20 protein-coding genes are annotated in these 22,740 nt (G+C 69.5%); 11 read left to right on the top strand and 9 right to left on the bottom strand.

Annotated elements, in window-relative coordinates; genetic code table 11:
• Positions 1–2 precede the first annotated feature (2 nt).
• The gene (locus tag QHF83_RS34115; RefSeq protein WP_282422200.1) at positions 3–455 is read right to left on the bottom strand and encodes a PaaI family thioesterase; all 453 of its coding nucleotides are present in this window, start codon (positions 453–455) and stop codon (positions 3–5) included.
• Positions 452–1,069: a TetR/AcrR family transcriptional regulator gene (locus QHF83_RS34110; RefSeq protein ID WP_282422199.1), complete on the bottom strand. Its 618-nt coding sequence runs from the start codon at positions 1,067–1,069 to the stop codon at positions 452–454. Before QHF83_RS34110 ends, QHF83_RS34115 begins: the two co-directional genes overlap by 4 nt.
• A 149-nt stretch (positions 1,070–1,218) precedes the next feature.
• Here QHF83_RS34110 and QHF83_RS34105 point away from each other — a divergent pair, with 149 nt between their 5' ends.
• Positions 1,219–2,454 (top strand): acetyl-CoA C-acetyltransferase, encoded by a 1,236-nt coding sequence (locus QHF83_RS34105; RefSeq protein ID WP_282422198.1) that lies wholly within the window; start codon positions 1,219–1,221, stop codon positions 2,452–2,454.
• 3 nt (positions 2,455–2,457) lie between these two features.
• On the opposite strand, the gene QHF83_RS34100 is transcribed toward QHF83_RS34105, so the two are convergent.
• Positions 2,458–3,276 (bottom strand): homocysteine S-methyltransferase family protein, encoded by an 819-nt coding sequence (locus QHF83_RS34100; RefSeq protein WP_282422197.1) that lies wholly within the window; start codon positions 3,274–3,276, stop codon positions 2,458–2,460.
• A gap of 75 nt (positions 3,277–3,351) precedes the next feature.
• Between QHF83_RS34100 and QHF83_RS34095 the strand changes: the two genes are divergently transcribed.
• The gene (locus tag QHF83_RS34095) at positions 3,352–5,265 is read left to right on the top strand and encodes a hypothetical protein (protein WP_282422196.1); all 1,914 of its coding nucleotides are present in this window, start codon (positions 3,352–3,354) and stop codon (positions 5,263–5,265) included.
• Positions 5,266–5,272: 7 nt separating this feature from the next.
• On the opposite strand, the gene QHF83_RS34090 is transcribed toward QHF83_RS34095, so the two are convergent.
• Entirely contained in the window at positions 5,273–6,418 is a 1,146-nt protein-coding gene (locus tag QHF83_RS34090) for an ABC transporter substrate-binding protein (RefSeq protein WP_282422195.1), read from the bottom strand.
• Positions 6,419–6,561: 143 nt separating this feature from the next.
• Here QHF83_RS34090 and QHF83_RS34085 point away from each other — a divergent pair, with 143 nt between their 5' ends.
• Positions 6,562–7,065, top strand: coding sequence for a thioesterase family protein (locus tag QHF83_RS34085; RefSeq protein WP_282422194.1), 504 nt, complete (start codon positions 6,562–6,564; stop codon positions 7,063–7,065).
• Between the two features lie 19 nt (positions 7,066–7,084).
• Here the strand turns inward: QHF83_RS34085 and QHF83_RS34080 are convergent, their stop codons facing one another.
• A complete protein-coding gene (locus QHF83_RS34080; RefSeq protein ID WP_282422193.1) occupies positions 7,085–8,482 on the bottom strand; it encodes a hypothetical protein in 1,398 nt (465 codons plus the stop codon).
• A gap of 45 nt (positions 8,483–8,527) precedes the next feature.
• Here QHF83_RS34080 and QHF83_RS34075 point away from each other — a divergent pair, with 45 nt between their 5' ends.
• The 6 genes from QHF83_RS34075 to QHF83_RS34050 all read left to right on the top strand — a co-directional run bounded on the left by QHF83_RS34075 (position 8,528) and on the right by QHF83_RS34050 (position 15,901).
• Positions 8,528–10,324 (top strand): hypothetical protein, encoded by a 1,797-nt coding sequence (locus tag QHF83_RS34075; protein ID WP_282422192.1) that lies wholly within the window; start codon positions 8,528–8,530, stop codon positions 10,322–10,324.
• Positions 10,325–10,435: 111 nt separating this feature from the next.
• Positions 10,436–11,920 carry a VWA domain-containing protein gene (locus QHF83_RS34070; protein WP_282422191.1) on the top strand — a complete coding sequence of 495 codons (1,485 nt, stop codon included), beginning with the start codon at positions 10,436–10,438 and terminating at the stop codon, positions 11,918–11,920.
• Between the two features lie 90 nt (positions 11,921–12,010).
• Complete coding sequence (locus QHF83_RS34065; protein WP_282422190.1) at positions 12,011–13,102, top strand: hypothetical protein; 1,092 nt, start codon at positions 12,011–12,013, stop codon at positions 13,100–13,102.
• A gap of 42 nt (positions 13,103–13,144) precedes the next feature.
• Positions 13,145–14,077 carry a hypothetical protein gene (locus QHF83_RS34060; protein WP_282422189.1) on the top strand — a complete coding sequence of 311 codons (933 nt, stop codon included), beginning with the start codon at positions 13,145–13,147 and terminating at the stop codon, positions 14,075–14,077.
• Positions 14,065–14,853, top strand: a complete 789-nt coding sequence (gene modA, locus QHF83_RS34055) for a molybdate ABC transporter substrate-binding protein (RefSeq protein WP_282422188.1) — start codon at positions 14,065–14,067, stop codon at positions 14,851–14,853. The genes QHF83_RS34060 and modA overlap by 13 nt, the downstream gene beginning before the upstream one ends.
• Positions 14,854–15,010: 157 nt before the next feature.
• Entirely contained in the window at positions 15,011–15,901 is an 891-nt protein-coding gene (locus tag QHF83_RS34050; RefSeq protein ID WP_282422187.1) for a CPBP family intramembrane glutamic endopeptidase, read from the top strand.
• Positions 15,902–15,905: 4 nt separating this feature from the next.
• Here QHF83_RS34050 and QHF83_RS34045 read toward each other — a convergent pair whose 3' ends face one another.
• Positions 15,906–16,427 (bottom strand): cyclic nucleotide-binding domain-containing protein, encoded by a 522-nt coding sequence (locus QHF83_RS34045; RefSeq protein WP_272427188.1) that lies wholly within the window; start codon positions 16,425–16,427, stop codon positions 15,906–15,908.
• 16 nt (positions 16,428–16,443) lie between these two features.
• Complete coding sequence (locus QHF83_RS34040; RefSeq protein ID WP_282422186.1) at positions 16,444–17,691, bottom strand: site-2 protease family protein; 1,248 nt, start codon at positions 17,689–17,691, stop codon at positions 16,444–16,446.
• A gap of 172 nt (positions 17,692–17,863) precedes the next feature.
• Between QHF83_RS34040 and QHF83_RS34035 the strand changes: the two genes are divergently transcribed.
• Complete coding sequence (locus tag QHF83_RS34035) at positions 17,864–18,082, top strand: Franean1_4349 family RiPP (RefSeq protein WP_282422185.1); 219 nt, start codon at positions 17,864–17,866, stop codon at positions 18,080–18,082.
• Between the two features lie 109 nt (positions 18,083–18,191).
• Complete coding sequence (locus QHF83_RS34030; RefSeq protein ID WP_282422184.1) at positions 18,192–20,045, top strand: hypothetical protein; 1,854 nt, start codon at positions 18,192–18,194, stop codon at positions 20,043–20,045.
• Here QHF83_RS34030 and QHF83_RS34025 read toward each other — a convergent pair whose 3' ends face one another.
• Together QHF83_RS34025 and QHF83_RS34020 are read right to left on the bottom strand one after the other, a co-directional pair.
• Positions 20,046–21,083, bottom strand: a complete 1,038-nt coding sequence (locus tag QHF83_RS34025; protein ID WP_282422183.1) for a hypothetical protein — start codon at positions 21,081–21,083, stop codon at positions 20,046–20,048.
• Positions 21,080–22,471, bottom strand: a complete 1,392-nt coding sequence (locus tag QHF83_RS34020; RefSeq protein WP_282422182.1) for an adenylate/guanylate cyclase domain-containing protein — start codon at positions 22,469–22,471, stop codon at positions 21,080–21,082. The genes QHF83_RS34025 and QHF83_RS34020 overlap by 4 nt, the downstream gene beginning before the upstream one ends.
• Between the last annotated feature and the right edge of the window lie 269 nt (positions 22,472–22,740).

Below are 22,740 nucleotides of genomic sequence, written 5' to 3'. Positions count from 1 at the left end.
GATCAGCGACCCTGAGCCGCTTCGCCGCGCAGCACCATGCACGTGCTGGCCAGCCGGCAGACGAGCGCCTTCTCCTCGTCGACGATGTCGCATTCGATGTACCCGAGCGACCGCGACCGCTTCACCATCCGCGCCTCGGCGCGCAGCCGCGCTTTCCATACGGGCTTGAAATAATTCGCTTTGAGCTCCACCGTCGTGAAGCTCTCGCCCTCCCCGAGCGTGCTCGCCATGGCGAAGCCCATCGCGGCGTCGCCGAGATCGACCAGCACGCCGCCGTGCATCGTGCCCATCGGATTCGCGTGCTTGCTCGGATCGCCGACCAGCGTGAAGATCGCCGAGCCTGGGCCCACGTCGACGAGCTCGAAGCCGATCAGCTTGGCGATCGGCGGCGGCTCGGCGCCCTTCAGGATCGCCCGCATCTTCTTCATCCAGGGGGTCTCTTCGGTCGTCGTCATGATTCGTCCTTCTCCGAGGCCTTTTGCTCGGCGCGATCGAGGGCGGCGTAGGCGAGCGCGCGGCTCGCGGTGAGAATGGCGTCCGAGAGCGGCGTCCCCTCCGTGGCGCGGGCGAGGCTCAGGCCGCCGACCATCAAGGCGAAGAGCCCGAGCACGAGCTGCTTGCCGCCGATCGGCCCGGCCACCTCGGCGAGCTCCGCGGCGAGCGACTCGACCTCCTCGGCGAACGCCTTCTGATAAGGCGCGCCGAGCATGGAGATGTCGCTCAGCGAGGCGGGCAGTGGGCAGCCGGCCTCGGGGTTGTCACGGTGCGAGCGGGAGAGGTAACGGCGCAGGATCCAGGTGAGCCGCTCCTTCGCCGTCTCCCCGCGCGATTGCTGCACGAGCTCGGACCAGTTGTTCCGCAGCGCGTCGCGCAGGGCTTCCTCGAAGAGCGCCTCCTTGCTCTCCCAGTGCCCGTAAAAGCCGCCGACCGTGAGCTTCGCGCCCTTCATGACGTCGGCCACCGAGGGCAGCCTGAGGCCTCGCGTGCGCAAGAGCCGCGCCGCCGTGAGCCGCAGCGTCTCGTGCGTGCGCTCCCAGCGCTCGGCCTTGGAGAGGGGCTCCTTCTTCATGCATGATAGATGTCATATGACGGCCATCATGTCAACCCGCTGCCAAGGGCGGCGACGTGGGGCGGACTCTCCTTGCTTCCCCAGAGGCCGCCTTGACAGCTCACATGATGATTATCATATGATGAACGTCATACGAAGGGAGCGACCACATGGGAACGAGTTACATCATCGACGCCGCACGGACGCCACGAGGCCGTGGCAAGGCTGGCAAGGGTGCGCTTTCGGGCGTTCACCCGCAGGAACTCCTCGCGCAGGTGCTCCGGGCGCTCCCGCAGCGTACTGGCTTCGATCCTCGCGAGGTCGACGACGTGATGGCGGGCATCGTCTCGCAGGTCGGCGAGCAAGGCGCGAACCTCGCCCGCAACGCGGTGCTCGCGGCGGGGTGGCCCGACGAGGTGCCGGGCGTTTCGCTCAACCGCTTCTGCGGCTCGGGGCTCCAGGCGGTGAACTTCGGCGCCATGGCGGTCGGATCGGGCGCGATGGATCTCGTCGTCGCCGGCGGCGTGGAGAGCATGTCGCGTGTCCCCATGGGCGCCGACGGCGGCGGGCAGGACGGCGGCAACACCGTGCTCCGCAAGCGCGTCTTCCAGGTCCCCCAGGGCATCAGCGCCGATCTGATCGCCACGCTGGAAGGTTTTACGCGCGAGGAGATCGACGCCGTGGCCTTGCGCTCGCAAAAGAACGCGGCGCGCGCCATCCAGGAGAAGCGATTCGCGAAGTCGCTGATCCCGGTGACGGATCCGAGCACGGGCGCGACGCTCCTCGCGCAGGACGAGTTTCCCCGGCCGAACACCACGGCCGATGGGCTCGCCGCGCTCGAGCCCGCGTTCGTCGCGCTCGGCGGCGCAGCGGTCGGTCCGAACGGCGAGACGCTCGATCAGATCGCGCTCGGTGCGTACCCGCAAGCGAAGGAGATCCGGCACTTCCATACGGCGGGCAATTCGAGCGGCATCGTGGACGGGGCCGCGGCGGTGGTGCTCGCCTCGGAGCAGTACGTGAAGGCGAAGGGCGTCAAGCCGCGCGCCCGGATCCGTTCGATGGCGACCGTCGGGACCGAGCCGCTCATCATGCTCACGGCGCCCACGCCGGCAAGCCTAAAAGCGCTGCGCGCCGCGGGGATGGAGGCGCGTGACATCGACCTGTGGGAGATCAACGAGGCCTTCGCGGGCGTCGTGCTGCAAACGACGCGCGCGCTCGGGATCGACCCGGATCGCGTGAACGTGAACGGCGGCTCCATCGCGCTCGGCCACCCGCTCGGCGCGACCGGCGCGATGCTCCTCGGCACCGCCCTCGACGAGCTCGAGCGTCGCGACGCGCAGACCGCGCTCGTCACCTTGTGCATCGGCGGCGGTCAGGGCATCGCCACGATCCTCGAACGCGTCTGAGGTTCAGCCTCTCCCGCGCATTCGCTCCGCGATCGCTCGCACGTGCTGCGGGCCCGTCCCGCAGCACCCGCCGACGATCGTCGCCCCTGCCTGGATCCACGCTTCCGCGAGCTCTGTATAAAGCTCCGCCCCGCGCGCGGCGTCGCCCCAGCCGATTCCCTCCTCGACAGCGCCCGCATTCGCATACACGCCGAAAGGAATCCCCACCGCTGCGAGTTTTTCCACGTACGGAAGCGTCCGCGTCGCCTTCGTGCAATTGATCAAAACCGCGCTCGCCCCCCGCGCCGCCGCCTCCCGCGCGCCCGCGAGGACCTCCGCCGGCGTCAGCAAATCCGCATCCGGGCCCGCGGTGAACGCCGCCCACACGGGCAAACCCGTCCTTAGCGCCTCCTCCACCGCCACGATCGCTTCGCCGACGTGCGGGAACGTCTCGCAAAGAATCAGATCCACCCCCGCGTCCGCGAGCACCTCGCAGAGCTCGTGGTGCTCGGGCCCGGGGTTCGTCGGCGATAGATCCGGCCTGTAACAATCCTCGAGCGGCGCCACGCTCCCCGCGATCCGATGCCCCGGCGGCACGGCTTCCCGCGCGATCGCGACCGCTCTCCGCGCGAGCTCCTCCCAGCGCTCGCCCGCGCTGCGCCGCTTGGTCCGGAACGTGTTCGCCGTGTGCACCGTCGCGCCCGCCGCCGCGTAGTCGCGATGGATCGCCCGAACGACCTCGGGCGCGCGATCGAGCGCGAGCGCGCTCCAGAGCGGCGCGGGCGTGGGCACGCCACGCGCGGCGAGCTCCGTTCCCATCGGTCCGTCGAGGATCGTGCACATCGCGGGGCGCATCTCGGCTTAGGATGGAGCCGAAGGCGCGACGCGGCGAGTGCCGCGGCCCGACCGACCTCCACGATGAGCGCACCCGCCCCGAAAAACCTGCCTCGCCACGCGACGCATCGGTACCACACGGTCCTCGTCGTCATCGGCGCGTTGTTCCTCCTGAGCGGCGTCGCCGGCTTCGCCAGCGTCCTCCTGTTCGGCGCGTCGAGCGGGCTGCTCCTGACCGCGGGGCCGGTCCTCGCCGTGCTCGGCGGGCTCTTCGTTTTCCTCGGCGGTGCGAGCCTTCGAATCGCCGCGGGCGTGCAGATCGTCAACGCCGCGTTCGACCTCCTCAGCCGCGGCCGCCTCGCCGACGCCGAGGCGCACCTCGACCTCGCCGAACAGGGGCGGCCGCACCCCCTCATCGTGTGCGTCGCCGCCGTCCAGCGCGGCCTCATCGCCATGCGCCGCGGCGAGATCCCGTCCGCGCTCGCGCACCTCGATCGCGCCCTCACGGCCCCGCGCGGCCTGCTCTACCGCGATCAGATCAAGATGCACGCCCTGAACGCGCGCGGCATTCGCGCCTTTTTGCGCGCGGCGAGCGGCGAGCGAGAAGGCGCGCGCGAGGACATCGAGGCCGTGCGCGCGAGCGACGACGCCCTGCCGCAGGCCCTCGGCCGTGTCGCCCTGGCCGAGGCCATCTTGCTCGAGCGCGCCGGCCATCGCGACGCGCTGCGCGAGCACCTGGTCACGAACCACGAGCTACTCTTCGACGTCATCGATCGCCGGGAGCGCGCGATCGTCCGGGCCTTCCAGCGCATGCTGGAGACGAACGCGACGAGCGTGTACCGCAAAGGCGCCAAGCGCGACGCGGAGAGCGAAGAGCCGCCGCTCGCCGACTGGATCGCGCAGGTCGTCCCCGAGGCCGCGCCGTTCGTCGAGGCGGGCGGCGCCCGGCCCGACAAGACCGTCGAGCTCGCGACCCCCGAGGCCACCGAGGAGGCGAAGAAGGCCGTCTCCGCTGCGCGCAAGCAGGCCGAGGGGCAGCGTCCCGGCCGGGCGATCGGGAGGGTCCTCGGGCTCTGGGCCCTCTTGATCGGCCTGTTCGTCGTGATCTGGAGGACGCTCGAGCCCGCGCCTCGAACCCGCCGCGGACGTCCCGTGCCCCCGCCGCCTCCGAGTGAAGGCCTGGAGGTGATGCTGGGCGCCTTGCCGGTGCTCTTCCTGGTCCTCGTGTTCGTGCTCGCCGCCATCAACTTCGTGAGGGGCCGCAAGCAGTCGCGCGCGCTCGTCGCCGCGAACGGCCTGGTCGCGCAGGGCAAGTTCGACGAGGCCGTCGCGCTGCTCGGGCCCCTCACGAAGAGCCGCTTTCCCCTCGTCGCGTCGCAAGCGCACCTCACGCTCGCGTACATTGCAGAGCGCGCCGTCGATCCCGCCAAAGCCCTCGAGCACTGCGATCGGGGCCTCGGGCTCCTCTCGAACTACACCCTCCGCATCTCGGCCTCGGATCTCCTCCTTCCCGGCCTGATCAGCGAGCGCGCCTTCCTCCTCGCCGCGATGGATCGGCACGCCGAAGCCGAAGCCGAGCTCGCCTCGTTGCCTTCGACGTACGCCTACCGGAGCAGCTCCCTCTTCCGCGTGCGTCTGCTCTCGTGCGTCCGGCAGGCCGATCGGAAGGGCGCCGCGGAGATCGCCGCGCAGGCCGGCCTCGATCTGATGCTCTCCGGGCGCGACGAGCTGCTCGTCGATACCGTGCGCGCTGCGGCGAACCCCGAGACCGCCGGCGCTGGGGAGATCCCGCGCATCAAGCGCGAGCTCCGCACCCACGCCCCGCTCCGGCGCTGGATGGAGACCTTCGCCCCGGACGCGGTCGCCGCGCTCGACCGGACGGCCGAGGAGAGGCCGCTCGATGCTCCGAAGGACGCCGACGCGCGCGCCGAGGAGGAGGCCCTCGCCGAAGCCGAGGCGGCGCGCGCCGCCTCGCGGCCCGTCGTCGTGTCGGGCTGAGATCGGGCTACTTCGCGGAGACCGTGTCGAAGTACGTGAACTTCTTGCCCTTGATCTGCACGATCACGATGGGCTTCTCGGCGTTGCGCTCGGCGTTGATGGTGATCGAGCCCGTCGCGCCTGGGAAATCCTTCGTCTCGGCGATCGCGTCGCGGATGGCCTCGGGCGTGTCGCCCTTCGCGCGGCCCATCGCGTCGAAGAGCAGCATCGCCGAGTCGTAGCCTTGCGCCGCGAGCGCGGACGGCTCGCGCTTGTACTTCTCCACGTACCTCTTCACGAACGCCTGCGAGCTCGGCGACGGCATGTCCGGGGAGAAGTGGTTCGTGAAGTACGCGCCCTCCATCTCCTCGCCCGCGTCGTTCACCAGCGAGTCCGAGTGCCAGCCGTCGCCGCCGACGAACATGTTCCCCGGGATCCCCGCGGCCTTCGCCTGCCGCGCCACCGGCACCATCGCGTTGTAGTAGACCGGCGCGTAGATCGCCTCGGGCTCGGCGCTCTTGATCTCGTTCAGGTACGTCGTGAAGTTCGTCTCGTTCTTGAGGAAGCTCTTCTCGGCCACGATGGTCATGCCGAGCTTCTTCGCCTCGTTCTTGAACTCGTTCGCGAGCCCCGAGGAGTAGAGGTCGTCGGAGGCGTAGAGCAGCGCGATCTTGTTCTTGTTGAGCTTGTTCTTGACGAACCGCGCGCCCATCTGGCCCTGCACGTCGTCCGTGAAGCAGACGCGGAAGACGAACGGACCGACCTTCGTCACGTCCGGGTTCGTCGACGAGGGCGAGATCATCGGGATCTTGTTCTTGTTCGCCACGATGCCGGCGGCCTTCGAGCGCGACGACGCGACCTCGCCGAGCAGCGCGACGACCTTGTCGCGGTTGATGAGCTGCAGGACCTTGTTCGAGGCCTCCTGCGGGTTCGACTTGTCGTCCTCGAAGAGGATGCGGACCTTCTTGCCCTTCACGCCGCCCTTCGCGTTGATCTCCTCGACCGCGAGCTCGGTGCCTTCTTGCGTGTCCTTGCCGAACTGCGTCTCGGCGCCGGAGAGGCTGAGGTAGGCGCCCACCTTCCACTCGTTCGAGGCAGGCTCCGGGCCCACGCCACCGTTATCCTTCTTGCCGCATCCCACCCCGAGCGCCGACAGCAAACAAAGGCCGGCCACGGTCCCGATCCAACGACGTCGTCCGAGCATTGTCCTCGCTACTCCCTGCGGCGGAGCATGCCACAGGCTTGACGCCGCGGAAACTACGCAGCCACGCTCTCTCACGGGGGCGCCGATGACAGGCGACCCGGCACGAGGTCGCCTTGTCTTCTTCCGATCGCTTCGAGAGGCCCACCGGGCGCAGCTCCACGACCTTCGCACCCCCCGCTCCCGCGGCGGGCACGCGGTTCTCCGTTTGTCAGGAGATCTCCGTGCTCTGGGGTGATCTCGACGTGATCGGGCACGTCAACAACACGCGCTACTTCGCCTGGTTCGAGGAGGCGCGGCTCGCTTACCTGCGCATGATCGGCGTCGACATGTCGAGCGAGGCGCTGCAGAAGCCCGTGCTCGCCTCGACCACCGCCGACTTCCTCCGCCCTGTCTTCTGGCCCGACACGGTGCGCGTCGAGGGCAAGACGGCCCGCCTCGGCCGCACGAGTTTGACCATGGATTATCGCGTGACCTCGACGTCCCAGCAGGCCATCGTGGCGACCGGGAGCGCCGTCGTGGTGCTGGTTGCCACGAGCACGAACCGGCCCGCTCCCATCCCGGACGTGATGCGCGACGCGATCCGCAGGATCGATCCGGACGCGCGCGACACGCTCTGACGCCCTGGGCCCCATTCCCTCAAAGGCATTTCCGGAACGGCATCCCCTCCACGTTCGGCGAGGCTCCTCCGGCGGCGGTGCACGTCGTTCCACTGGGACAGACACCGTCGGCCGTGCAATCGCGGCTGCATTTGCCGCCATTGCAGTACCCGAACACGCATTGCGTGTCGTTCGCGCAGGCCGCGCCCACCTCGCCCGCGCCCGTGGGCAAACAGAGGCCAATGCGCCCGCCCTGGATGTTCCCCACGGCCGTGCAGGAATAACCAAAGGCGCAGGCGCCCTGATACCGGCACGAATTCACGCACGCGTCGCCGGCCTGGCCCTGGAACGTGACGGACGAGGCGCAGTTCACGGCCGGCGCGGGCGGGATCGTGAACGTCTGGAAGTTCATGTGCTGGGCGTCGTTGCAGAGGTTCACGGGGTTGCCGAACGGATCACAATGCCATTCCGTGGGCACGCTCCCGCCGGGCATCGGACCATACACGTCCGGCGGCCGCGTGCAGAGGCCGTTCGAGCAGGTCCAGGGCGCGAGCAGCGAGGCCCGCTGCGGGCAATCGGCGTTCGTCGTGCACGCGAGCGTGCAAGCCCCGACGAGCAGCGAGTTCGTATCACACGCGGCGGGCACGATGCACGCGGACGTGTTTCCGGATTCGCAGTATGCCTCGGCCTTCACGCAGACCTTCGTGGGCGGGTTGCCGACGGGCATGCATCCGTATCCATTCGGGCAATCCGATCCCGTGGCGCAGGCCACCGTGCAATACCCTGGACCCTCGAGGCAGCCGAAATTGCAGGTCGAGGCATTCGCGCACGCCTTCCCGACATCGCTCATCGTGCAATACTTCGCGGCGCCCACCGCGCTGCAACGCATCCCGCTCGCGCATCCGCCGTCCGAGATGCAGGCGCGCGTGCAGCGCTTCGGCCCCTGCTTCCACATCGGCTCGCACGTGAGCCCCGCCTCGCATTCCCCGTCGGCCGCGCAAAGATCGAGCTCGACCTTCGTCGGCCCGCCGCCCCCGCCGCCGGAGCCGCTCGAAGCGCTGCTCGAAGATGCGCTGCTGCTCGAGGACGAGCTCGAGCTCGACGAAGCGCTCGAGCTCGTCGCGCCGCCCATTCCGCCGGCGCCGCCCATGCCGCCTATGCCGCCCATACCGCCGGAGCCGGGCCCGGCGCCGCCCTGGCCCTCGTCGGGCAAACACTGGCCGGCATGACACCGGAATCCGGGCTCGCAGTCGCGCTCGGAGTCGGCGCACTCGCGCGTGCATGCGCCGTCGATGCACGCGCCCTCGATGCAGTCGCTGTTGATCTCGCAAGGCGTCGCGCTGGCGCACCCGGACTCCGTGGTCGCGACCCCGAAGATCGAAGCGGCGAGCGTGACGATGGACAGGAGGGCAAACGAGGTCGTCCGGGCGTGACGCATGATCGCCGACGCTATCACAAGCCGAGCCCGTGCTACAAAGCAGGCATGCCGGACCTCCGAGGGCTCGCTCGCGTCGCGCTCGCCGCCCTCCTCCCGCTCGTGCTCCCCGCCTCCGCGTCCGCTGGCTTCGAAGACCTCGCAGGCACGAAACCCGGAGAGCTCGGCCAGGGCAGCCTGTTCGAGGGGGCCGACGGCTGCGCGTTATGCCATGGCGGTGGTCACGGCGGCGACCGCACGTACCTCCCGCACGACGGGTGGGCCGGCACCATGATGGGAAATGCTGCGCGAGATCCCGTCTTTCGCGCGGCGCTTTCGATCGCGAACCAGGACGAACCCGGCGTGGGCACGTTTTGCCTGCGTTGCCATTCCCCGATCGCGTTCGTCCGGGGACACGCGACCCCGCCGGACGGGAGCGCGTTCGACGCCGTGGACATGCAAGGCGTCGGCTGCGACACCTGCCACCGCGCCGTGCCCTCGGGCCCGCCCGAGGCGCCGTATCATCGCGGCGATGCGCAGATCGTGTACGACAATGACCTCGACAAACGGGGCCCCTATGCCGACAGCGTGGCGCAGGTGCACGGAACGGCCGAGGATGGCGCGCTCTCGAGCTCGGCGTTTTGCGGACAATGCCACCAGGTGACGAACCCCGGGCGGCGATTGCGTGACGTGGACGGCGTGGAGACCGACCTCGCGTTTCCGCTGGATACCACCTATGAAGAATGGGCGCAGAGCGCTCATGCCCAGCCGGGCGGGCAAAGCTGCGTCGATTGCCATACCCGCCGCAAGTCGGGCCCCTTTCCCGTCGCGACCGTCCCCGTCGCGCCGCTTCGTACGGATCCGCGGGATCACGTGTTTGCCGGCGGAAACCTCTTCGGCATTCGCGCCGTCATGGCCAAGGACCCCGCGCGCGCCGCGGCGTTCCCGGACGCCTTCGCGCTGGCCCTCGCGCGCACGGAGGAGACGCTCGCCGCGGCCGCAAAGATCGACATCACGAGCGCGCCCGCCACGGCCGCGCCCGGCGAGCCTTTCGTGGTCACGGTGCGCGTGGAGAACCTTTGCGGGCACAAGTTCCCGACGGGGTATGCGGAGGGCCGCCGCGCGTGGATTGCGCTCGCGCTCGTCGATTCGACGGGGGACGAGACGTCTCTCCTGGGCGGGTACGACGCGGCGAACGGGGAGATCGAGGCGTCGCCGCCGACGCGGGTGTACCGCGCGCAGCATGGGCGCTGGAATGGATCGGCGGCCGAGCCGGCGGAGGATCTCGCGCGGCACGACATGATCCTCTCGGATACACGCATTCCGCCGAAAGGGTTCGTTCCGACGATCACGACGCGGCCGACCGGGGAGATCGATTATGGCGACGGCGCGGGAGGCGTGCGCTCCTGGGACGAGGCGACGTTCACGGTGGCGGCGCCGGCGGGAATGACGGGAGAGAGGAAGCTGTCCGCGCGGGTGCTGTATCAACCGATCACGCGGAAATACGTCGAGCATCTGGCGGAGGCCAACATCACGGATTCGAACGGGCAGGAGCTACTCGCCATCTATGAATCGGTGGGCGCATCACCGCCGTTCGTCGTCTCGAAGGCCGAGGTCGTGATCGATTTCGGAGGCGGAAGCGGAAGCGGCGGCGGAGGCGGAGGCGGCGGCGGAGGCGGACGCGATCCCGGGGCAGGGGAGGGATGCTCCTGTCGTCTGCCTGGACAAACCAGCGCCTCGACCACCCTGCCGGCCCTCGGCTTTCTCGTGCTCCTCTTTGCGATCTCCGCGCGGTCGCGGCCCACGCGCGGCCGTTCGGCTGAGACGATCCAACCCACCCAAGCCGGCCGTCCGGGCCCCGTCTGAAACTTCTTCTCGTCCGGAAGATCGTTCGCCCCTCTCGTCCGTAAGAGGTCGGGCCGCCGCGCCCGGGAGCTGGCCACTCCCGCGAGGCGCGCCCCCAACGAGGAGCCGACGATGCTACCGAAGGTGATTGCTTTGTTCACGGCCACCCTGCTCGCCGGGTGCGCCGCCGCCGCCCCGCAAGCCCCCGCCGCGAGCCCGACGCACGAGAACGTCGCCGCATCCGCGCCGAAGAAGTCCGAGCCGACGACGCTCGTCGTGGCCTCCGGAGGCGACGCCGCAGAGGGCGCCGCGAGCGACGCGCCTCGCGAAAATGCCTCTTGGATCGGCGCCGCGCCCGCGAGTGATTTCATCCTGCGCAGCCAGCGCGAGACCCTGCTCGGCGTGTGGGTCGACGTCCCCACGGCCGCCAAGATCGCCCGCGCGAAGAGCGCGCTCGCGCTCGTCATCGACACGTCCGGCTCCATGTCCGGCCCCAAGATCCAGCACGCGCGCGCCGCCGCGCATCGCATGGTCGACAGCCTGCCCGACGGCGACATCGTCTCGATCCAGGCCTTCTCGGACACCGCCGAGGACCGCATCGCGCCCTTCCCCCTCGATCCCGACACGCGCAGGACCATGCACGCCGTGATCGATCACCTCAGCCCGGCGGGCGGGACGAACCTCTTCGACGGCCTGCGCCTCGCCGAGCTGCGCGTCGCCTCCGCGCCGTCTTCGCACCCCGTTCGGCGCGTCGTCCTCATCTCCGACGGCGTCGCCACCGTCGGCCCCACCTCGCCCGAATTGCTCGGCGCGATCGCGGAGACCGGCGCCGAGCGCGGCATCCAGGTCACGGCGCTCGGCGTCGGCCTCGACTACGACGAGCGCACCTTGAACACGCTCGCCATGCGATCGAGCGGTCGCATGCATCATCTCGCCTCGCCCGAGGACATGGCGAACGTGCTCGCCGAGGAGACGCGCCTCTTCGCCGGCACGCGCGCCACCGACGCCTTCGTGGAGATCGTCCCCGCGCCGGGCGTCACGATCCTCTCCGTCGCCGGCGCCCGCGCCACGCCCGTCGCGGGCGGCGGGATGCGCGTGCCCCTCGGCGCCATGTTCGGCGGCCAGCACCGCGAAATGGCCGTGCGCGTGCGCGTGGACGACGCGAGCGCGACCGGCGCGCGCCCCCTCGCGAGCGTGCGCCTGCACTTCCGCGACCCCGTGGAGCAGGGTTTGCCGCGGGTGCAGGAGGTCGTGGCCCGCTTCGATCTGACCGACGATCCCGCGGCCGTGGCGCGCAGCGAGAACGCTCGCGCCCGCACGATCGCTGCGGTGCACGAGGCCGCGGAGATCTCCATCGCCGCCGCGCAGGACGTGAACGCGGGCCGCTTCGAGGATGCCTCGAAGGCCCTCGCCCAGGCCGAACAGCGGCTCAACGCGGTCGCCGCCACCGTCCGCGACGAGAAAGAAAAACAGCGCGTCCTCGCCGCCGCGCGCAATGTGAGCGCAGCGCGCAAGAGTTCCGACACCGCCGCCGCCGCGCCCGCGGCGCCGCCCGCCGCCCGCCGCGCTCGCGCCCTCGAGATCAACGCGGCCGCCATGCACGACGCCGGCTACTGACCCGCCCGTCGTTTTGTACGGCCCGGACGAACGTTCTGTTCATCCAGAAATAGTGGATCGATTCGGGGAGCCGCGGGATCATGCGCGATCATGGGTACCCGAATCATCGCTCCCCTCGTCGCCCTCGCCGCGCTCTCGTCCGGATGCGGAGGAGAGCCTCTCTGTCTCGGCAACGAGGTCCTCTTCCGCGGCGCCTGTGTCGATCCCGTTCGCCGTTACGAGCCGGCCGCCGAGCTCGACGCGGACAACGTCGTCGCCTACGGCGAACCGCTTCAGGATCTCGACCTCCCGCCGCCGCCGAAGAGCGGCTTTCGTATCGTCGCCCCGCCGCGCACGCTCGCGCCCGGCGAGGAGGTCTCGTTTTGCCTGTCGTGGCCCATCCCCGAAATTACGCACAAGGTCGTGCACGGCGGCCGCCTTTACACGACGCCGGGTTTGCACCACTCCAACATGGTCGCCAAGCCCCTCGACGCCGAGCTCGGCCCGAACCCCTATCCCGGCTGCCACCCCGGCGCCGGCGATCCCTTCTCGAACCTGGGCGCCGGCATCCCCGACGTGCTCTTCGCGAACTCGACGCAGGTGGTCGGCGAGGAGTCCATCCAGTTTCCCGAGGGAATGGGCTACGTGCTCGACACCACGCGCGAGATCTCGACGAGCATCCATTTCCTGAACACGAAAACCGAGCCGCAGCGGATCGAGCTCGCCTACGATTTCTTCACGATGCCCGCGGGCGAGCTCGCGCAGGAGGTCGCGCCGTTCGTCGTGCAGGTCGCGGACTTCTCGATCCCGCCGCACACGACCGAGACCGTCAGCGCGACGTGCACCGTGTTCGGCGGGCACGTCGTCTCGCTCATGCCCCACACGCACGACCTCGCGCAGGGGTTCACGGTGGACTTCGTGACGGAAGACGGCGCCGCGCGTCGCGTCTACGAGGACGGCGCCTACGATCTGGCGAGTGACATCCGGAGCTACGATCCGCCGCTCGATCTCGATGGCGCTTCCGCGATCCGCCACGCGTGCCTGTTCGACAACACGCGGGACATCGAGGTCCACTACGGCCTCGGGCTCAACGAAATGTGCATCCTGTTCGGGTACATTTATCCGCCCGTGAAGCAGTTCGCCGGCGTCGTCGCGCAGGACGGCGCGGCCTGCTCGTCGCTGCAGCTCGGCCTCTTTCGTTGACCCCCGCGCGGGGATCGGGCCATGATCCCCGGCGGGAGCGACATGAGACAAGCGACCGCATGGTTCGTCCTCGCCCTGATCCTGGCGTATGGCTGCGTCGCGCCGCCGAGCGGCACCCTCGGGCCCACGCCCGCCGGCAATGGCGGCGCCGGCGCCGCGGGTGGGCCGCCGGACGATTACTTCACGGCGAAGGAGCTCTTCGACCTGAACGTCTACCCGATCTTCGCCACCAAATGCACGCCGTGCCACACCCAAGGCGCGAACAGCGCGCCCATCTGGCTCGGCGCCGAGGAGAGCTCGTCGTACGCGAAGATCGAGGGGTACCCGAAGCCGCTCATCGCCCACCCCGACAACAGCCTGCTCCGCCTGAAAGGCGAGCATACCGGCCCGCCCCTCGCGGTCGAGGACGATACCCTCGTCACGGAATGGCTCCTCAAGGAGGTCGACGAGCGCGGGCTCTTCGGCGATCCCACGTTCGAGCCAGATCCGGGCGTGGGCGGCGGGGGCGGCGAAGGCGGGGCGGGAGGCGCGGGCGGCGGCGGCGGCGGGCCGGTGAGCGACACGACGCTGCTCGAAGCGCTCGAAGCGTTCGGCGCGTGCATGCAGTGGAAGGACTGGGAGTCCACTGGAATGGTCGACCTGCCCAATCAGCCGACGGCGGCCGGCGCCTGCAAGGCGTGCCATTTCGCGGGGATGGGCGGCAATTGGCTCTCCGGCGACTCCGCCGTGACGTTCGAGAAAAACCGGCTCTTTCCGTACATTCTGAAAATCGCCGTCGGCACCGTCGACGAGACCGGCGCGTTCCTGGATCTCGTGCCCGCGCGGCGCCACATCGACAAGGGCAAGGAGAGCCAGATGTGCGACCAGGAGCCCTGCCATCCGCCGTTCTTGCTGTCGCCGGAGATGGAGACCGCGGTCGAAAACTTCTTTTTGCTGTCCTACGCGCGGTGGAAGCAGGGGCTTTGCGAGCCCTAGGCCGGAGGGCGTTCGTCCTCGGGTTCGCCCTCGCCGCGTTCGTCGCCGCAGGCTGCAAGCGCGAGGTCGCGGAGGGCGGGGAGGTGACGGTCGCCGCGGCGACGAGCCTGCGGAAGGTGTTCCCCAAGCTGAGCGAGGGGTATGCCGCGGCGCATCCAGGCGTCCGCGTGAGCGCGACGTACGGGGCCTCGGGCGAGCTCGCGCGGCAGATCGAGGGCGGCGCCGGGGTCGATCTGGTGATCGTCGCGGCCCGCGATCCGATCGATAGGCTCGCGGCCGGCGGGCACGTGGACGCCAAACGAGCGCGCGTGGTGGCGACGAACGAGCTCGTGCTCATCGGGCCGAAGGGCGGGCCGAAGCTCACGTTCCAGACGCTCGGGACGGCCTTACCGTCGGGCGAGAAGATCGCGATCGGGGAGCCGGGCGCGGTGCCGGCGGGTCGTTACGCGCGCGAGGCGCTGGAGAAGCTCGGGGCGTGGAAGGCGCTCGAGGGGCGCGTGGTGCTCGGGGGGAACGTCGCGGCCGTGCTCGCCTACGTCGAGCGGGGCGAGGTCGCGGCGGCGATCGTTTATCGTACGGAGGTCCCCGGCGCGGCGGGGATCGAGGTGCTCGATGGCGGAAAGGGAGAATGGGCGCCGAGGCCCGAAGTCTGGGCTGCCGTCACCACGAAGACCCGTGCGCGGGCACGGGCAGATGCCGAGGCGCTGCTCGATTTCATCGCGGGGCCCGAGGGGCAGAGGATCCTCGCCTCGTACGGGTTTGGCCCGATTCCCTAGGCCGACGCTTCCTCGGGCCGTCGGCTCGGATGCGCCGGACAAACACGCGATACCACAGACTTGTCGGGACGCCGACGCCCCAGCCCGCGAGGGAACGCCGCGCGAGGCCTGCCTTGTCCCTATCCGCGCGGCTCGACCCCGTATAAGCTCGCCGTCGGTGCACGAGGCGATGGACAAGGTTCGGCGCGCGCGCAGAGGGCTCGCGATCTACTTCGGGGTTCTCCTCCTCGCGAGCGCGCCGTTCCAGGTGGACATTGCGCTGCACGGCCTCGCGGTGAGCAGGTTCCTCCCATTCGTATGGGTCCCCTGCCTCGCGTCCGTTGTCGCGCGGTTCGTCCTGCGCGAGGGGTTTGGCGACGTATCGTTCCGCTTCGACCGACGCGTGGCGTGGTCCCTGGTGCCGGCGCTGATCTATCCGGTGGTGATCGCCTTGCCCGCGTATGGGCTCGCGTGGGGCACGGGCATCGCCGCGTTCGAGCCTGCGGCGGTGCACCCGCTCGGGTTCCCGATCCCCGGGGGCACACCCGGCGAGCGCTTCGTCGCGGGGTGCATCATCGCGCTCACGATCGGCCCGGCCGCGATGGCCCTGCTTGCGATCGGCGAGGAGATCGGCTGGCGTGGCTACCTCCTGCCGCGCCTCATCGACGCGGGCGTGCCGCATCCGGCGCTCGTGACCGGCGTCGTGTGGGGATTCTGGCACGCGCCGCTCATCCTGAGCGGGCACTACAACCCGAGCCCGTCGCCGCTCCTTTCGCTTCTGCTCTTCGTCGTGTCCCTCTGCGGGCAGAGTTATTACGCGGCGAGGCTCCGGCTCGACACGGGGAGCGTCTGGCCACCCGTGGTGATGCACGCGGCGTGGAACGCAATCGTGGTCTCGTTCTTCGGCGCCTCGACCACGGGCGAACACGCGCCGCTCTGGGCGAGCGAAGGGGGCGTGCTGGTCGCGGCCTCGACCGTGCTCATCACGTTCCTCCTCTTGCGCTTTCGGCGTGGGCAGGAGGGCGCGCCGAGCAGCCGTTCGTCCGCGCTCGGGACCGTTCGTCTCTGAACGATCAGCCCGTGTCGAGCGACGTCGCGTCGATGCCCCAGAGGATCGCGTCGATGAGCCGCTGGTTCGTCGTGCGCAGGCGCTTGGCGACCTCCTTGAGGAGGGCGAGCAGGAACTTCGAATAGACGCGCGGGTTCGCCTCGAGCTCGCGGTAGAGCGTGTCGCGATCGATCGTGTAGAAGAGGCACTGCGTCTCGGTCTGCACGTTCGCCGAGGCCGACTGATCGTCGATGACGTCGAGCTCGCCGAAGAAGTCGCCCGCGTGCAAGCGACAGATGACGGTCTCGACGTCGCCCTTCAGGCGGCGCGACACGACGACGCTGCCCTCGGCGATGATGTAGAGCACGTCGCCGGCGTCGCCTTCCCAGAGCACGACCTCCTGCGAGGGGAAGGGCAAGAGCTGGACGTGCGCGGCGAACTCCTCGATCTCGTCGGGGGACCAGGCGGAGAACAAGGTGACGCGCCGGAGCATGCGGGCGCAGTCCTTGATTTGGTCCTTGCGGAGCGGTCGCGGGGTGAACTTCATCAGGTCTGGCCTCGGATTAGCGCGTCAGGCGGTGCGCGGCGATCACCACGATCGTGGTGGCGACGGCGGTGAGACTGACGACCGAAGCCAATCCATACAGGAAGTACGTGCGTTCGTCGCTCGTCATGGGCCGCGTTCTACGGGCGCGTACGATATCGCGGAGCTTGTCGCGCAGGACACGGCGGCTGTGCTCGCGCAGGGCAGGCATGCGGAGCCAATCGCTCAGGATGTGGTAGCCGTCGGACTCGATGAAGAGGCAAGGGTAGAGGCTGCCGAGCGAGAACGCGACGATCGTGATCCCGACGAACCAGAAGAACGACGAGGGGATGCCGGCAGGCAGGATCCACGCGAGGATCGCGCTCGCGCTGCCGAGGAGCAGCCCCGAGAGGGGGCCGGCGAAGCTCACGGCCATGCGCGCCTTGCGGGTCGACATCCACATGTCCGTCACGTCCGCATACACGCTCGGCATGAGCCGGTTCATGAACGTGAAGCCAAACGCCTTCACTTCGCGGCCGAAGTGCTTGCACGCGAGCGCGTGCGCGAGCTCGTGCACCACGACGGACATGACGTGGAAGAGCAAGAAGACGGGCACGAGCAGCGCGTGCCCCGCGTGCAGGATCTCGGCGCCCGACCCGCGGCCCGACTGTTTTACGAACGCCACGCCGCCGAGGACGAGCAGCAGCGCGTAACACGCGAACGCGGGGCGCGTGAAGAGGACACGCATCCGCTGGTAAAGGACCGCGAGCTTTTGATCGACGTTCGGCAAACGCAGGTCGAGCCCGCGGAGCTTCGTGAGGAACTGCGAGCGCATCGACACGGGCTCGTCCGCGAGCGAGCGCCGGACGAGATCGGTCTGCGGAATGACGATGAGCTTGTTCTCGCGGGCGCGAGCGAGGAATCGTTGGATGACGCGGAAGTCGAACGAGCCGAACTTGAGGAAGTACGCCGTCGCGACGTCGCGCAGCGTGTGGAGACCGTCCATCTTCTGCCAGAGAAAATACTCTTCTTCGTTCAGGAAGAGGTATTTGTCGGCCTCGAGCTGCCGGATGACGTAAAAGAGCTTGCGATCCTTCCTCGACTGCGCCTGGATTTCGTAGCTCTCCTCCGGGATCCGGCGAGGCCTCACGGTGAGCGCGACCTGGTTCGCGACGTAGCGTCGCGTGACGAAGCCGCCGCTCGAACCGCCGGATCCAGAGGTGGATCCAGAGCCGCCGGGTCGGGACCGAATGAGGAGCTCGAGCTCGGGCTTCGACTTGTCGCTCATGAGCTCCGGCACAACGGCCCGTAAGCCCCAGACTACCATGGAGGCCCTGCCGGGCAAAGATCCGCGCCCGCCACGCCTTGACAGCAGGGGCGATCACGCTGTATCCGATTGTACATTCGATCTCCAGCGTCCAGCATTGGTTCGGGCCGCGGAGCAAACGTGAGGTGTTGTCATGTCGAAGAAGAGCGTTGAAGAGCTCATCGGTCGTGCGCTGACGGACGTGGAGTTCCGGAAGAAGTTGCTCGCGGCACCCGAAGCCACGCTGACGGCCGAGGGATACGATGCCGTTCCCGAAGTGATCGAAGCCATCAAGAACGCCAATCCCGATGAGGTGAATGCGATGGCGCAGGGCCTCGAAAGCCAGATGGCCAACCGCAAGGCCGCGAGCTGAAGAGCTCCCGGAGCGGTTGCGCGGAGACGCGCGACGTCGCGCAGATCCGCACGCGAGGCGGTCCATCGGACCCCACGCGCATCAACGTTCTCCTTCGGATCCTTGCTTCGTGGATGCGCTGAACCCCGTCTGGGAGGGTTTGCCTCGCGCCGAGGCCCAGCGGGCCAAGGCCTCTCTGCAGACGCTCGGCCACGAGGAAGCCGCGCTTCGCGCAGCGGCGACGCTCATCGGCCGCATCGCCGACGAACATCGGCCCGGAGCGCGCGCTCCCCTCGTTCGTACCTTCCTGCTCCTCGCCGCAGCCATCCACGCCGCAACCCGTTTGTCCGCGCCGCACGATCCCATGCCGGCCGAGGACGCCGAGGCATCGTTTTCCCCTTCCGCATGGCTCCTGCTCGCATCACGCGAGGGGGCTCGCCGCTCGATCGATGCCTCGATGGGTGAGGTCATCGATTCCGTGATCGTCGCCGTGGGGGATGCCCTCGCGGAGGCCGGCGACGCGGCCGTGATCCTGCCGTCCTCGCCGCTCGCGGACTACGGTTTGTCCCACCTCCTGCCCGCCCTGGTCGGTCGTCCGGACGAGCCCGGCCTCTCCCGCGCGGCGGGCGCCCTCGGGAGGCTCGTTCGCCTCGCGCTCGAAGCCCGCTCGCTCACCTTCGCCGGCGCGAGCGCGCCCCGGCCGCAGCTCCTCGGCTCGATCGCGCGGGGCAGAGGGGAGCTCGGCCCCGAATTCGATCGGGCGATCGCCGAGGCTGCCAAACCCGCGCCGGACCGGACGCCGCTGCTTCGGCTCGTCGGAGACCCGAGGCTCGCGGCGCCGCTCGAAGCGATGTGCGCCGCCTGGGCAAACGAGGTGCACGAGGGGCTCGACGGAGAGGACACGCGGGCCCTCGTGGAGTTGACGACCACGCAGATCACACGTGCGTCGCGGGCCGCCCGCCTGTTCGGGTTCACGCCCCGAGGGCCCGCCCCCGCCGAGGCGCTCGACCGGGCCATCACGCTCGCCCGGGATGCCCTCGCCGCCGACCCCGAGCTGCGCGAGTCGTGGGAGATCCAGCGCTGGGGAGGGCCGTTCGACGCGACGTACGTGGCGCGGCTGTTCCCGGTGGGGCTTTGCCTGCTCGCGCTCTCGGGGGCGGGAGAGGACATCACGCCGCGCGTCGAGGCGCTCGTGGCGCGGCGCGGGGTCGACGGGTTCCGCTACTTCGAAGGTTTCGCGGGCATCCCGCCGGACGCAGACGATCTCGGGCTCGCGCTCCAGCTCGTCGCGCGCTCGGTGGACGGGGCCGCGCGGACGCAGGCGCTCGCCTGGCCGATCGAGGTGCTCGTGCGCAACACGGCCGAGGACGGGGCGATCGCGGTGTGGCTCGAGCGGCACCTGCACGAGCCCATGCCCGAGGGAGCGCCGAAGTGGCTCGGATCGCGGTGCGTCGCGGTGGCGGCGAACGCGCTGATCGGGCTCGCGGAGGCCCACGCGCCGCTGCCGGAGGGGTACTTCGATCGCACGCTCGCCTGGATCGCGCGGGTCTGGGAGGCGGAGGGGGCGAAGGCCGTGCATTTCTACCCGGCTCCGTTCGCGCGGTACTTGCTCGCGCGGCTCGCGAACGTCGCCGAGGAAACGCCGGGCGAGTCGGCGCCGCGCGCCCATCTGCGCGCGCTCGTGACCGACATCGAGCGGCGGATCTTGGCCTCGCGGCGGGCCGACGGCGGCTTCGGGGGCGTGATGGCGACCGCGTGCCAGCTCGGCGCGCTCGCGTGTGGGCGAGCGGAGCCCTTCGATCCCTGGCCCGCCGTGACGTTTCTCGCGTCGCGTCAGGACTACGACGGGCTGTTTCCGCGTGAACCGTTTTACCGCACGCCGGGTAAGGACTTCGCGCTCGCGGCGCACGGGGCACGCTCGATCACGGCCGCGCTTTGCCTCGATGCCCTCGTCCGGACGAGGGCGCGCCTCGCGCGTGGCTGATCAGCGGGATCGCGCCCCGAGCGCGCGCTTCATCGACATCGCGAGGATCTCCCGGTCGAGCGCGCCGAGCCACGCGAGGCGGTCCGCGGTGTACACTTCGAACCCGCGGAGGCCGAGCTCTCGGGCGTCCTCGGCGGCGCGCGCCTGCTCCGCGATGGCCCGCTCGATCGTACGGTGCAGGAGCATCCCCTCGTAAAGCGTCACGCGGAGCCGCTCGGCGAGGGCCTCGTGGGCCTCGCCCCTCGCGTGTTCGTCCGTGAGCGTGGCGAGGTGATCCAGGTCGGCGCGTGAGAGGTGCGCCTGGGCGAGCAGGTGGGTGCGGTGACCTGCGCGCAGATCGCGGGGCCAGCCGAGCACGTCGTTCGCGAGGCCGTAGGTGACGCCGAGGCGATCCACGAGGGTCGTGATCGCGGCCTCGAGGTGAAGCGCGTCCGCGAGCGCAGCGACGGCGAGCAGGGGCACGCGCGCGAAGGCGACCTTGCCGGCGTGTTCTTCGAAGAGCGCCTCGGCGTAGGGCGCGTCGCCGCGAACGACGCGCAGCTCGGCGAGCGTGAGGCGGGAGAAGGCGGCGAAGGCTCGATCGAAGGCCTGGAAGAAGGCCGGGGCGCGCGGGCCGAGGGCCTCCGTGTAGGCGAGGGCCATGCCGGCGAAACAGGCGTTGCCGAGGAGCAGGAGCTCGGGATCCGCGCGCGCGGGATCGTCGAGCAGATCGTCCTGGATGCGCACGTAGAAGTAGCCCTGCATGGTGGCCGCGAGGATGGGCACGATCGAGGCCTCCGCGCGCGCGGGGAGCGCGCCCTCGGAGGCGAGGCGATCGGCGAGCCAGAGCGGCATGTAGAGCAGCGGCGGCGCGAGCGGGCCGGAGAAGTAGCTGCGGTGGGAGGTGGTTCCTTCCGCGATGGCGCGCAGGAATCGCGTGGCGAGCGCGTCGAGCGGGGACGGGAGCCCGGCGAGGCGTTTCTCGCAGAGATCCCAGGCCGCGTCGATCTCCGCCTGCTTCGCGAGGTAACTCGGGAAGGCGGTGTCGAGGAGGTTCACGGGTAGGTGGTCGAGGGCGGGAGGAGCGAGATGCGCGTCGGCTCGGGCACGACGTCGGAGGGCATGATGGCGAAGACCTCGACGGGCTCGGGTTTGCCGCGGATGCGCAGCGGCCCGAGCTGCCGCGTGCGGAAGATTTTTTCGACGGCGTGGTGCACGGTGGCGGACACGAGGATCTGCGTGCGTGTTTCTTTGTTGAGCGCTTCGAGGCGCGCGGCGAGGTTCACCGTGTCGCCGATGACGGTGTACTCGTGGCGCTGCGAGGAGCCGATGTTGCCGGCGACGACGGGGCCTGCATTGATGCCGACGCCGATGTCGAGGCGGAGCATGCCTTTGGCTTCGAGCTCGCGGTTCATGACCTGCAGGGCGTCGAGCATCTCCAGCGCGGTCCGGACGGCGCTCTCTTCCGGGTGGTCGATCGGGTAGGGGACCCCGAAGAGGGCCATCAAGCCGTCGCCGAGGAACTTGTCGAGGGTGCCGCCGTTCTTGAAGACGATGTCGACCATCGTCGAGAAGTAGCGGTTCAAAAGCTCCACGATCTCCTCGGGCTGCATCATCGTGGAGAGCTGCGTGAAATTGCGGATGTCGGCGAAGAGCACCGTGGCCGTCATCCGCTGTCCCCCGATGGCCAGGCTCTCGGGGTTGTTCAGCACGAGGTCGACGACGTCCTTCGAGAAGTACTTGGCGAGCCGGTCTTTGTCTTGCTCGACCCGCTCGCGCGCGAGCGAGTCGGTGGCCGCCTGCAGGATGAGCCTGCGCGAGTTCCAGGCGATGACGGCCGCGAAGACGCCGTTCGTCGCGCTGAACACGAGGGCCATGACACACTCGTCGATGTTCAGGCCCGGGCCGAGGTAGACGGCCTTGTCCACCCAGGAGACGTCGAGCTGCAGGCGTACGTAGACGAGCATCGCGGCGGCGTAGAGCACGCCGAGGAACGACGAGTAGAGGCCCGCGAAGACGCTGTAGCGCAGCCCCGCCATCACGTTGAAGGCGGCGAGGACGAGCCACGCCGTGGGGGCTCGGTAGACCTCGTAGACCCCCGAATGGTTCTGCAGGCTGCCGATCATCCCGAGGCAAACCGCCGAGATGTCGACCGTAATGCTGAGGTACGTGAGCCACTGGAAGTAGCGATCTCGCCGCCTCAAGAGCAGCCACACGATCACCGAGTAGGCGAACCAGGCGCCCAATACGAGCCGGAAGGTGCGCAGCGCCGCGGGAGCCTGCGCCTCCGACGACACGAACATCATGCCGAGGGAGAATGCGGAGAAGACACCCCTCACGTAGTTGACGAGCCGCTCGCCCCGCATCTCCTGATTCTGGAGGATGAGCCGGATGTCGTCCGGGAGCCGATCACGCGAGAATATTCGCTTCTTCAGGTTGTCGAGCACGGCTCTCTCGGACCGGTTACGGGGGGGCCCGATGGGACAAGGAAGTGCTGCCCGCGTCAAGGGGCGAGTGCACGCGCCGGGGCTCTTCGGGACAACCCCCGCGTTCGCCGAGACCGCTCCTGTGCGCGGCGATGTGCTCGCGGCGCACGGCAGCGTGCAGTTTGTCGGGCCCTCGTCGCCGCGGACGGACACGCTCTCGGGCGAGCGCCGCGGCGGATTTTCCGGGCCGTTGGGAAGGCGGACGGAGGCGAGTGTCCGGCAGGTACGTG

The sequence above is a fragment of the Polyangium sp. 15x6 genome (assembly GCF_029960785.1).
Taxonomy (GTDB): Bacteria; Myxococcota_A; Polyangia; order Polyangiales; family Polyangiaceae; genus Polyangium.
Note: the sequence above shows the minus strand (reverse complement) of the source record. Positions and strands in the feature narration are given on the sequence as shown.